Genomic DNA, 11,239 nt, shown 5'->3' on the forward strand with positions numbered 1-11,239 from the left:
AGCTTGACCGAGTACAGGCCCAGCACGTCCACGCCGAACCCCACCACGCCTTGAGTGAAACCGGACTTGGCGTCGAGGATGAAGTTCTGGGTCCATTCCTCGGCTTTGCCTTGGGCGTTGTTCGGGTTGGTGAAGTTGCGGTTGAAATAAGCGTTGCGCAGGTTCAGCGTGGCCTTGGCATCGTCTACGAAGCCTTCGGCATGGGTGGTCAGGGGCAGGAACAGGGCCAGGCTGCTGCAACCGAGCAGTGCCAGCGCAGGCTTGGAACTGAGGAGGGTACGGCGGTTTGGACGGTGGTCGGGCGAGAAACGGACACGAGTGCTCACTATATGACGCTCCCTACTTTTGTTGTTTTTATTTTTGTCATACGTCGTCGTACAACATTCCATGGATTATTTGGAAGCCGTTCCTCATTGTCAACTGGCCATTATTGGAAAAATCCAATTGGCGCCTTCTATCGCATGAGGTAATTCAATGGTTCCACGAGGCTTGGGTAAAGCGGGAAGGCTTGCGCGCTGAGCGAGGTGCGGTCTTGGAGGGATAGTGATGCAGGTGCAGGTTGTGCGATGACTGGTCTAAGACTTTAGTCCAATGATCAGGAATCGGAGGTCTACAAAAGCCTAGGGGGAGGCAACTCTGCTCGTTCAGAAAAGCACTTACCCCGTGACGAGGGAGCTTGCTCCCGCTGGGACGGTCCGACGCCTCGGGCGCAGCCGCCCCAACATGAGCTGACGCGGTGTTGCTGAAGCACCACACCAGCCGGGTCTACGACTGCTGCGCAGCCGAGCGGGAGCAAGCTCCCTCGCCACGAGAGCTGCGCTTGATGGCCTGTGTATCAAAATAAAATTCGGGTTTTGTAGAACAAAGGCCATGAGTAATAACTTACTGGCTACTAAGAGTTTTGAGTACGAATGTTGTTACTAGCTTGTCTGATCTGTCTGATCTGTCTGCGTTCCTTAACTGCTCGCCAAGCATCCCTCTTGACTGCTAGTTTTGCTTTCACAACTGCTGATAAGAGACTGGTTCTCTTCAAAGGCTCGCCTTTCTTGTTTGTTAAGATTCTTCCCAAGTCAAAAGCGCTCAATTGTTCTTGGGTATGCCTGAGTCGTCCTAGGTATTTGGAACTAGCATCGATTTTAGTATGTGGATTTATACTGACGAATTCGTCCCATTTTCGCGCGTCAACTGCTTCCCGATCATAAAAATTCTGTGTGTTTTTCAGAGCCGCTGTCGGATTTTTATTTCGAGGATAAGCGCGTTTATAGGTGTTTTCGGGGGGCAATTTTGCTGCGACACTACCCCTCATTCGGACGACCAAGGGAGTGACTTTATTAGTAGGTTTTAACAAGGCTGCGGGTTTAATTCGAGAAACGGTTAAATCAATTGCATCCCATGGCCGAAACACCCGAAACACCCCTCCGGATGGATCATCCCGATTAACCGGATCCCCCCCACAATAAGCATAGGCATTGATCCCCCCCTCTCCAAACGGGCTCAACTCATCCGGACTGTTAAACCGCATCAACATCGGATTAAAAGCCCGATTCCCCTGTCCCAACAAATAGTGCCCCGTGACCGAGTCACTCCGCTCACCATTGAACCCCAACAAACAACTCAACCCACCTTCCCCAGAACGATGCCCATAAGCGGTATAAGCCATCCGCTGCAAATCTGCGTCCATCAAAGCCACCAACGGCGAACGCTGTGGGTCCGTCGCCAACAGCGCCGTCTCGCTGGCACCCATGACACTCAACCGCTGCGCCAGCGGTTGTTCCCCATGGCGAACAATCGTGAGCTGGGCCTCGCTGTCGATTTCGTTGACCAGTTCGTTGTTCTGGTAGAAGCGTTGGATGCCTGGGTTTTCCACCGGTTTCAGGCCGGTGAGGCGGTCCAGTGGGTCGTACTGGTAGCGGCACAGGATCTTCATCGATGTCGGTGGCATGAGTGGTTCTTCCCAGGGAAGGCGATGCTGTCAGGCTCTGGGATTTCTGAAGGTACGTCTACTAGCAGAACTGTTAGGTTTTGGGAATTCGGGTGGGACTACTGGCTCCCGCATGACCGGGCTGGCGCTCCAGTGCGAAGCACTCACAAAGTGAAGGGGTGTTTATCTGGATGTAGGAGTGTTCTGTATTGGGCTACGTTGTCTTGCGCCATTGCCTACGACTGCGCCAGAATCCGCCGGCTTGTGTGCTTGGGGGGCTGATTCTATCGTTTTCGGGTCGCTGGGAAATCAGCGATCGGGTTTGGTAGCCAGACGCACCGCACCAGCCGGGTCTACGACTGCTGCGCAGCCGAGCGGGAGCAAGCTCCCTCGCCACAGGGACTTGTGACCGCCTCAGTATCCGGGACGCACCGCAGAACCTGTGGGAGCCGAGCTTGCTCGCGATGGCGGCGGTACATTCAACATGGATGTAACTTAAACTAATCGATCAAGCGGTACCGACTGTGCAACAAGTACCTTGAGCTTTATTACCTGCGGATATCCCACGTTAAAGTTTCCACGAGTTGAATCACATCGCCACTTTTCGCATTCCAACGCGCGAGTGTGAGTTCTGCTGATGCCTGATCAATCTGCTCTGCTGATGCCTTGTTGGTGACCAACTTTTCATATCGAATTTTTGCTGCGTCATGCGCTTTTCGTCTCGGGGTGACTGTCCATGTTTCCATGATTGGATATTTTTTAATGGCTCTATCGTACAGTTGTGCTTCATGCATGCGTTTGTTGATTTGGTTTATTACATCGACCGAAGTATTCGGAGAGTTAGTTTGTGTAAGTAGCGTAAGCGCTGGTTCAGCAGGTAGTGAGGAATTGGTGGGGTTATTGGCCGCGTAGCGTTGCGGCTCAATTTTCGGCAGCGCAGGCCGTGACGTCCGTGAGGTGCTGGTAATATTAATGGATGGAGATGCTGAAGCTTTTATTCGGTTCTTAAAGGCGACCATGAGCGTCGGAGTATTCGGTGGCGGTGGGGCCCTCCACGGCCTGATGATCCCGAGCGGAGAATTCCCACTCGGATCATACCGATTAACCGGATCCCCACCACAATAAGCATACGCATTGATCCCCCCCTCCCCAAACGGACTCAACTCATCCGGACTGTTAAACCGCATCAATACCGGATTAAAAGCCCGATTCCCCTGTCCCAATAAATAGTGCCCGGTGACCGAGTCACTCCGCTCACCATTGAACCCCAACAAACAACTCAACCCACTTTCCCCGGAACGATGCCCGTAAGCGGTATAAGCCATCCGCTGCAAATCCGCGTCCGTCAAAGCCACCAACGGCGAACGCTGTGGGTCCGTTGCCAACAGCGCTGTCTCGCTGACACCCATGACACTCAACCGCTGCGCCAGCGGTTGTTCTCCGTGGCGAACAATCGTGAGCTGGGCCTCGCTGTCGATTTCGTTGACCAGTTCGTTGTTCTGGTAGAAGCGTTGCGTGCCTGGGCTTTCCAGCGGTTTCAGGCCGGTGAGGCGGTCCAGTGGGTCGTACTGGTAGCGGCACAGGATCTTCATCGATGACGGTGGCATGGGTGGTTCTTCCTGAGGAAGGCGATGCTGTCAGGCTGTGGGATTTCTGAAGGTGCGTCTACTAACAGAACTGTTAGGTTTTGGGGACTCGGGTGGGGCTGCTCGCGAAGCGCCAAACCAGACACTAATCAGCCGTAAGCCCTGCGCGGATAGAGGCCACCGATCTCAGCAATGCCCATAGGGAACGCCCCAGCGCGACGGATGGTCGTAATTTCCATGTGCCGCCGACCACACGGAGACCCAATGAATCAGGATGTCCCGAACACCGATACCAATCGTCGTCAATTGCTGCAGATCATCGCCGGGCTGTCGGACGGGGTGATGTTGGTCGAAGTCGACCAGACCATTGCCTGGGTCAATGACGCGGCGCTGGCGATGCACGGGGTGAAGACCATCCGTGAGCTGGGCGCCAATGCCGACGAGTATGCCCGCCGGTTCAACTTGCGCTATCGCAACAATCATCCGTTGGCCGAGGACAATTACCCTATCGCTCGGGTGGCGCGGGGCGATGAGTTCAGCGATGTGCTGGTGGAAGTCACGCCCAAGGCTGATCCGGACCGCACCTGGGTGCATCGCATCCGCAGCATGGTGTTGACCGACCGCAGCGGCGAGCCGGAGTACCTGGTGCTGATCCTCAGCGACGCGACCGACTGGGCCAGCGCCGAACAGCGCTTTGAGCGCACCTTCGCCGCCAACCCGGCGCCGGCGGTGATCTGTCGCCTTAGCGACCTGCGTTATATCAAGGTCAACCAGGGCTTCCTGGAAATGACCGGTTATAGCCGCGAGCAGGTGATCGGGCGTTCGGTGTACGAACTGGACGTGCTCGAAGCCGCCGAGCGGCGTGAGCTGGCCGTCGAGCGGCTGGGGCAGGGTGCGACCATTCCGCAGATGGCGGCCGAGTTGAGATTGCCCGATGGCACCAGCAAGCAAGTGATCGTTGCCGGTCAACCCCTGGACCTGCACAACGAAGATTGCATGCTGTTTTCATTCATGGACATGGAGCCTCGGCGCAAGGCCGAGAACGCCTTGCGCCAGAGCGAGGAGCGCTTTGCCAAGTCGTTCCGCCTGTCGCCGGTGCCCACGTTGGTATGCACGGCTGAGCAGTCACTGTTGGAGGTCAACGAAGCCTTCGTGAACACCACCGGCTACGCCAGCGAAGAGTTGATGGGCAAGACCGTGGAAGAGATCGGTTTTCTCGACAAGGACGCCGGCGCTTCGTTGTTCGCCGCGCTGGAAAAGAGCGCCAGTGTGTCTGGTATCGACGTCAAAGTCCTCAAGAAGGGCGGGGAGCGCATCGACTGTGAAGTGGCCGCCGACACCGTGGTCATCCAGGACAAGCCGTGTTACCTGCTGGTGCTGATGAACATCACCGAACGCAAGCGCTCGGAGCTGGAACTGGTGGCGGCCATCGAGGAGGTGATGAAGGACGCTTCGTGGTTCAGCCGCACGTTGATCGAGAAGCTGGCCAACGTGAAGAGCATCAATACGCCATTGCCGTCGGCATCGTTCACCGAGCTAACGGCTCGTGAGCGTGACGTATTGGGTCTGATCTGCCAGGGGCTGGCGGACAAGGAAATCGCCGCGCGCCTGAAGCTGGCGCCCAACACCGTGCGCAATCACGTGGCCACTTTGTATTCCAAGCTGGATGTCCATAGTCGCAGCGAGGCCATTGTCTGGGCTCGCGAACGCGGCTTGTTCGCCAGTGAATGGCGCAACAAGGCACAGTGATGGCAGTGCATATGCACTGGCCGGGTTGGTGCAAATTCGGGTTTTGCTTCGCCTGCTGGCTCCCTAGGCTGTGAGTGTGCGGCAATGTTTATGCGGCCGCGTCCCTACGAAACAGTCAAGGAATACCGCCTGAATGCGCAATGAACACAGCAACCGTGCTATCGACAGGGTGTCTGCAGGAGCCCGCCCCCCGTTCTTTCCCACCGGTCTCTTGCGACCTTGATGCCGAGGCGCAACCCATGACCCAACTGGCCCAATTGCGCGCCCGCCTCGAACAGAGTTTCAAACCGCTCGCCTGCGAATGCAGCCTCAATGGCGACGGCACTCTCACCGTACGCCTCTATCGCCGCGACAGCGGGGAGGTGGACCTGGTAGTGAGTGGCATGAGTATGGACAGCGTGCGTTCGGAAGAGAGCGTGGCGAAGCTGATCGACGAGCTGCGCTATGAGCTGCAGAACACGCCGTTGCATCGTGGTGATCCTGCCTGAAATCGCGATGATCCTGCCTGAATAGTCTTCCGTGGCGAGGGAGCTTGCTCCCGCTGGGACGGTCCGACGCCTCGGGCGCAGCGGCCCCAAAAACTCAGGGCCGCTTCGCGCCCCAGCGGGAGCAAGCTCCCTCGCCACAAGTATCGCTTCGAATCATCATCGATTTACAACAGCGTCGCCCGACAATCGAGCACCAATCGTGCGCCACCATATTCACTGCTCCCCACCTCCAACGTAAACCCATGCAGGTTGACGATCGCCGCGACAATCGACAGTCCCAGGCCGAACCCGCCGTGCTGGCTGCTGCCTTCGGCGCGGTAGAACCGCCGGAACACCGCCTTGCGCTCGGGCTCGGGAATCCCTGGCCCGGAGTCGAGCACTTCGATGCGCGTGCTGTCGCCCTGGTCCACCCCACGCAGGACCACGGTGCCACCGGGCGGGGTGAACTTGATGGAATTGCTCAGCAGATTCGACACGGCCTCGAACAACAATGCCCGGTCACCGTTGAGCAAGGGCAGGGTGTCGGGCACTTCCAGGATGAAGGTCAGGCCGTCTTCTTCGGCCAGTGGCAGGTAGAAGTCGTGCAGTTCCTGCAGCAACTGCAACGGATCCAGGCGTACGAAGCCTGAACGGCGCTGCTGGTCTTCCAGTTCGGAAATCCGCAACAAGCCGCGAAACCGCGCCATCAGGGTGTCGGTTTCGGCGATCACCTGATCCATTTGCAGCGCCTCGGGCGAGCCGTCCACGGCCTCCTGCTGGATGCGGTACAGCTGGGCGCGCAGGCGGGTCAGCGGTGTGCGCAAGTCATGGGCGATGTTGTCGCATACGCCCTTGACCTCGTTCATCAGGCGTTCGATGCGGTCGAGCATGGCGTTGACGATGGCTGCCAGCATGTCCAGCTCATCGCGCCGGCTCGACAGGGGCAGGCGATGGGTCAGGTCGCCGGCGACGATGGCCTCGGCACTGGCTTGAAGCTTGCGGATACGTTGCAGCGGCCGGCGGCGCAACAGGTGCCAGCCGGCAATGCCGGGCAGGATGGTCAGCGATACACCCCAGAATAACGCGTGGAGAATGATGCGCGTGACGGCGAACAACGAGCCATTGTCCCGCGCCAGGACCAGCCAGCGTCCATCCTGGGTCCGGGTCGCCACCGCATCGCAGCTGTCGGAGGGCACGCTGGGATCGTCGGAGTCGACACAGCCGCCGAGCATGTGGATCCGGCCATCGAGCGGCAGGTCCTCGGGAATGCGCTGGATCGGTCCGCTCAAGTGCCGCAGTTGCGGATCGAACAGGCCATAGGCATCGACGCCACGCTCATCCAGCGTGAGGCTGGCCATGAGCGCATCTTCGAGTTGGTCGCCATGGATCCTCGCGAACAGATGCTGGCGTTGCATCAACGAGTGCTTGGCCAGGCTGTCGAGGTAGCCGAACACTTCGTAATACATCACCCCCATCAGGATCGCGCACCAGATCACGAACAGCGAGCTGTACAGCCCCAGCAGGCGGCTGCTGGAGGAGCGCCAGCCCTTAGCGGGGTTCAGCAATGACATAGCCGGAACCTCGCACCGTGCGAATCAGCGGTTCCAGGCCCGGCGGGTCGATTTTCTTGCGCAGGCGGCCGATGTGGACGTCGATCAGGTTGGTGCCGGGGTCGAAGTGGTAGCCCCAGACTTCCTCGAAAATCATCATGCGCGAGAGGATCTGCCCGCTGTTGCGCATCAGGAATTCGAGCAGCTTGTATTCGGTAGGCAGCAGGCTCAGCAACTGCCCGTTGCGACTGGCTTCGCGGCTGATCAGGTTCAGCTCCAGGTCAGCCACCCGCAACACGGTTTCCGGCTCCCGTGCGCCGTTGTTGCGCCGGAGCAGCACTTCGACCCGGGCGGCCATTTCGTCGGTGGCGAACGGCTTGGTCAGGTAATCGTCGCCGCCGGCGCGCAGCCCTCGGACTCGCTCATCGACATCGGAGAGCGCGCTGATCATCAGAATCGGCGTGGCCACGCCCATGGTGCGCAGGGTGGTGACGATCACCAGGCCGTCGAGCTCGGGCAACATGCGGTCGAGGGTGATCAGGTCGTAGTCGCCGCTTACCGCGCGTTCCAGGCCTTCGCGGCCATTGTCGACCCAGTCGACGTCCAGGCCGTTGCGGGTCAGCTCGGCGACGATTTCACGGGCGGTCACGGCGTCGTCTTCGATGGTCAGGATGCGGTTCATGGGCGGTACCGTGTTGGGAAATTCGCGCTATTGCGCAGCATTTTGCCAAAGAAAACCTGTCGGCTTTCTGAAAAAAAGTTCATGAGCCGTGCAGACGACTTCCCTGGCCTGGATCAATACTTGGTCACAAATAATCCCTAACATAAATTTCGTACGCATGATCTTGTGGTTCTGTTACCCGCCTTGGCGCCTTGCCAGGGGCGGGCTGACGAGAACCGGTGGAGGGTGTACCGCAAGGAGCCTAGTCCTCACTGAACTATCAAGGAAGAGCTGCATGATGCAATCTCAAGACGTATTACGCCGAAAATTCGATATCCAGCCGTTGGCCCGCGCCGACATGACGGTTTGCCTGGACGGTCAGGTCGTCCAGGCTGCCGAGGGCGAAACTGTCCTCACCGTTATCCAGTCCCTGGGCCAGCGCCAGGTTGCCCGCAACGACCACGACCAGCTCAGCGGCGCCTATTGTGGCATGGGCGTGTGCCAGTGCTGCCTGGTCAAGATCGACGGGCGTCACAAACGCCGTGCCTGCCAGTCCCTCGTGCGTCCGGGCATGCGGATCGAAACCCGCTCCAACCGCATCACCGAATCGGAGGCGCCATGAGCCTGGGGCCAGTGATTGTCGGTGGTGGGCCGGCGGGGATGGCGGCGGCCATCGAGCTCGCCCGACACGGTGTGCGTAGCACTTTGCTCGACGAAGCACCGCGCCTGGGTGGCGTGGTCTATCGCGGGCCGCTGCGCGAGGGGGTGCAGTTGGATTACCTGGGGCCGCGCTACAGTGAGGCCCTGGACAAACTCCATGGGGAATTCCAACGCCATGCCGATCTGATTGACGTGCACACGGGCAACCGGGTCATCGGTGCCGAAGGTTTGCGGGCGCTGATGGTCCTCGACGCCGTGGAACGCCTGCGGGAGGTGGCCTATTCGCACCTGGTCCTGGCCGCAGGTTGCCACGAGCGCAGCGTGCCGTTTCCGGGTTGGACCCTGCCGGGGGTGATGCTGCTCGGTGGTCTGCAACTACAGATCAAGAGCGGGGTGGTCAAACCGCCGAGCCCGGTGGTGATCGCCGGGACGGGGCCGTTGTTGCCGCTGGTGGCTTGTCAGTTGCACGCAGCGGGAGTGGCAGTGGCCGGGGTCTACGAGGCGTGTGCGTTCGGTCGGATCGCCAGGCAAAGCCTGGCCCTGCTGAACAAGCCGCAGTTGTTCCTCGACGGCCTGGGCATGCTGGCCTACCTCAAACTCAAGCGCATCCCCATGCACTATGGCTGGGGCGTGGTGCAGGCCCATGGCGAAGGCGAGCTGGACAACGTGACCGTCGCGCCGTACGCCGACGACTGGACTCCAGACCTGACGCGCGCCGAACAGGTGCCGGCCCAGACGCTGGCGGTCGGCTATGGGTTCATTCCGCGCACCCAGCTGAGCCAGCAGATGGGCCTTGCGCATGGCTTTAGTGAAGACGGTTACCTGCGAGCCGTATCCGATGCCTGGCAACAGAGCAGCGAGGCGCACGTCCACCTGGCCGGTGACATGGGCGGGATTCGCGGCGGTGAGGCGGCCATGCTGAGCGGGCGCATCGCGGCGCTGTCGATTCTGTTGCAACGCAATGTACTGGATTCGGCGACTGCCCTTGCGCAGCGCGAGCGCTACCAGGCCCAGCTCGATCGCACCATCCGCTTTCGCACCGCCGTGGATCGCTACACACAGCGGGGCGCCGGGCAAATCAACCTGCCGGCGGCCGATACGGTGATCTGCCGTTGCGAACATGCCACCCGTGCCGACATCGACCGGGCCCTGGAGCAGGGCGTGCAGGACATGGCCAGCCTGAAGATGCGCACCCGGGTGAGCATGGGCGATTGCCAGGGAAGGATGTGTGTCGGCTACTGCACCGACCGTCTGCGCGAAGCCACCGGGCGTGCCGATGTCGGCTGGCTGCGACCGCGCTTCCCCATCGACCCGATCCCTTTTTCGGCATTCCAGGACGCCGGCACGGAGGCCTTCGAGCATGACTGAGCACCTTAAAGAATACGATGTGGTCATCGCCGGGGGCGGCGTGATAGGCGCCTCCTGTGCGTATCAGTTGTCCAAGCGCAAACACTTGAAGGTCGCGCTGATCGACGCCAAGCGCCCCGGCAACGCGACCCGCGCCTCGGCGGGCGGGTTGTGGGCCATCGGCGAGTCGGTGGGCCTGGGCTGCGGGGTGATTTTCTTTCGCATGATGTCGGCCAACCGCAAGCGCCAGGCCCAGGGTGCCGCCGTGGCGGTAGACGCGAGCACGCCGCATATCCTGCCCCCGTCGTTCTTCGAGTTCGCCTTGCAATCCAATGCGCTGTATCCGCCATTGCACCGCGAACTGATGGACAACCATGGCATGGATTTCAAGTTTGAGGAGACCGGGCTCAAGTTCGTGATCTATGACGACGAGGACCGCTCGTACGCCGAGCACATCGTCGCCTGCATTCCTCATTTGGCGGACCAGGTACGCTGGCTCGATCAGGCGGCCTTGCGCAAGGCCGAGCCGAGTGTCAGCCATGAAGCCTTGGGAGCATTGGAGTTTCTTTGCGATCATCAGGTGAGCCCGTTTCGCCTGGCCGACGCCTACACCGAAGGTGCCCGGCAGAACGGTGTCGATCTGTTCTTCAATACCCACGTCATCGAGGTGCTGCGCAGCGGCGCACGGGTCACCGGCGTGAAAACCGCCGAGGCGGGGACCTTCGGTTGCCGGACGCTGATCAATGCGGCCGGGGCCTGGGCGGCAGACCTCAGTGAACAGGCCTCCGGCGTGCGGATTCCGGTCAAGCCGGTCAAGGGGCAGATCCTGCTGACCGAGCGCATGCCGAAGATCCTCACCGGGTGCCTGACCACCAGCGACTGCTACGTGGCGCAGAAGGACAACGGCGAAATCCTGATCGGCAGCACCACCGAAGACAAAGGCTTCGACGTGACCACCACCTATCCGGAGATCGAAGGCCTGGTGCAGGGTGCGGTGCGGTGTATCCCGCAACTGGCCGACGTCAACCTGAAGCGGACCTGGGCCGGCCTGCGCCCCGGTTCACCCGATGAGCTGCCGATCCTCGGGCCGATGCGTGGCGTGGAAGGCTATCTCAACGCCTGCGGCCACTTCCGCACCGGTATCCTCACCTCGGCGATCACCGGGGTGCTGCTGGACAAACTGGTGAACAACGAACCGCTGCCGCTGGACATCACGCCGTTCCTGGCGGATCGCTTCGAGGTGGCGCCGGTTAATGAAACCAAGGAGATGGAACTGGCCTGAACCATCCCCCTGTGGG

The 11,239-nt window shown here is 60.1% G+C and carries 10 protein-coding genes; 5 read left to right on the forward strand and 5 right to left on the reverse strand.

The genetic code is table 11. The features are described from left to right. The 3 genes from ACLEJQ_RS25580 to ACLEJQ_RS25590 form a co-directional block, all read right to left on the reverse strand. On the reverse strand, positions 1 to 254 hold a 254-nt coding region (locus tag ACLEJQ_RS25580; RefSeq protein ID WP_440799862.1), incomplete at its 3' end, for an OprD family outer membrane porin. A gap of 638 nt (positions 255 to 892) precedes the next feature. Beyond that, positions 893 to 1,942 carry an RHS repeat-associated core domain-containing protein gene (locus tag ACLEJQ_RS25585; RefSeq protein ID WP_440799842.1) on the reverse strand — a complete coding sequence of 350 codons (1,050 nt, stop codon included), beginning with the start codon at positions 1,940 to 1,942 and terminating at the stop codon, positions 893 to 895. A 527-nt stretch (positions 1,943 to 2,469) separates the two neighbouring features. Then, positions 2,470 to 3,528, reverse strand: a complete 1,059-nt coding sequence (locus tag ACLEJQ_RS25590) for an RHS repeat-associated core domain-containing protein (RefSeq protein WP_440799845.1) — start codon at positions 3,526 to 3,528, stop codon at positions 2,470 to 2,472. 243 nt (positions 3,529 to 3,771) lie between these two features. Between ACLEJQ_RS25590 and ACLEJQ_RS25595 the strand changes: the two genes are divergently transcribed. Beyond that, a complete protein-coding gene (locus ACLEJQ_RS25595) occupies positions 3,772 to 5,256 on the forward strand; it encodes a PAS domain S-box protein (protein ID WP_440799847.1) in 1,485 nt (494 codons plus the stop codon). 239 nt (positions 5,257 to 5,495) lie between these two features. Further along, the gene (locus ACLEJQ_RS25600; RefSeq protein WP_440799850.1) at positions 5,496 to 5,744 is read left to right on the forward strand and encodes a DUF1652 domain-containing protein; all 249 of its coding nucleotides are present in this window, start codon (positions 5,496 to 5,498) and stop codon (positions 5,742 to 5,744) included. A 164-nt stretch (positions 5,745 to 5,908) separates the two neighbouring features. Here ACLEJQ_RS25600 and ACLEJQ_RS25605 read toward each other — a convergent pair whose 3' ends face one another. Together ACLEJQ_RS25605 and ACLEJQ_RS25610 are read right to left on the reverse strand one after the other, a co-directional pair. Then, entirely contained in the window at positions 5,909 to 7,294 is a 1,386-nt protein-coding gene (locus tag ACLEJQ_RS25605) for a sensor histidine kinase (protein WP_440799853.1), read from the reverse strand. Continuing rightward, entirely contained in the window at positions 7,272 to 7,955 is a 684-nt protein-coding gene (locus tag ACLEJQ_RS25610) for a response regulator transcription factor (protein WP_039592999.1), read from the reverse strand. The genes ACLEJQ_RS25605 and ACLEJQ_RS25610 overlap by 23 nt, the downstream gene beginning before the upstream one ends. Positions 7,956 to 8,232: 277 nt before the next feature. Here ACLEJQ_RS25610 and hcnA point away from each other — a divergent pair, with 277 nt between their 5' ends. The 3 genes from hcnA to hcnC are packed head-to-tail and all read left to right on the forward strand — an operon-like array spanning position 8,233 to position 11,223. Next, positions 8,233 to 8,556 (forward strand): cyanide-forming glycine dehydrogenase subunit HcnA, encoded by a 324-nt coding sequence (gene hcnA / locus ACLEJQ_RS25615; protein WP_440799865.1) that lies wholly within the window; start codon positions 8,233 to 8,235, stop codon positions 8,554 to 8,556. Next, complete coding sequence (gene hcnB, locus ACLEJQ_RS25620) at positions 8,553 to 9,962, forward strand: cyanide-forming glycine dehydrogenase subunit HcnB (protein WP_440799856.1); 1,410 nt, start codon at positions 8,553 to 8,555, stop codon at positions 9,960 to 9,962. Before hcnA ends, hcnB begins: the two co-directional genes overlap by 4 nt. Continuing rightward, positions 9,955 to 11,223 (forward strand): cyanide-forming glycine dehydrogenase subunit HcnC, encoded by a 1,269-nt coding sequence (hcnC, locus tag ACLEJQ_RS25625; protein WP_440799859.1) that lies wholly within the window; start codon positions 9,955 to 9,957, stop codon positions 11,221 to 11,223. Before hcnB ends, hcnC begins: the two co-directional genes overlap by 8 nt. Positions 11,224 to 11,239 lie beyond the last annotated feature (16 nt).

Source organism: Pseudomonas sp. SMV71, assembly GCF_052042015.1.
Lineage (GTDB): Bacteria > Pseudomonadota > Gammaproteobacteria > Pseudomonadales > Pseudomonadaceae > Aquipseudomonas.

Coding starts and splice junctions, on each gene's coding strand:
- hcnA (WP_440799865.1), top strand. CDS start 8,233: ATGCAATCTCAAGACGTATTACGCCGAAAATTCGATATCCAGCCGTTG.
- ACLEJQ_RS25605 (WP_440799853.1), bottom strand. CDS start 7,294: ATGTCATTGCTGAACCCCGCTAAGGGCTGGCGCTCCTCCAGCAGCCGC.
- ACLEJQ_RS25600 (WP_440799850.1), top strand. CDS start 5,496: ATGACCCAACTGGCCCAATTGCGCGCCCGCCTCGAACAGAGTTTCAAA.
- ACLEJQ_RS25595 (WP_440799847.1), top strand. CDS start 3,772: ATGAATCAGGATGTCCCGAACACCGATACCAATCGTCGTCAATTGCTG.
- ACLEJQ_RS25610 (WP_039592999.1), bottom strand. CDS start 7,955: ATGAACCGCATCCTGACCATCGAAGACGACGCCGTGACCGCCCGTGAA.
- ACLEJQ_RS25590 (WP_440799845.1), bottom strand. CDS start 3,528: ATGCCACCGTCATCGATGAAGATCCTGTGCCGCTACCAGTACGACCCA.
- ACLEJQ_RS25585 (WP_440799842.1), bottom strand. CDS start 1,942: ATGCCACCGACATCGATGAAGATCCTGTGCCGCTACCAGTACGACCCA.
- hcnB (WP_440799856.1), top strand. CDS start 8,553: ATGAGCCTGGGGCCAGTGATTGTCGGTGGTGGGCCGGCGGGGATGGCG.
- hcnC (WP_440799859.1), top strand. CDS start 9,955: ATGACTGAGCACCTTAAAGAATACGATGTGGTCATCGCCGGGGGCGGC.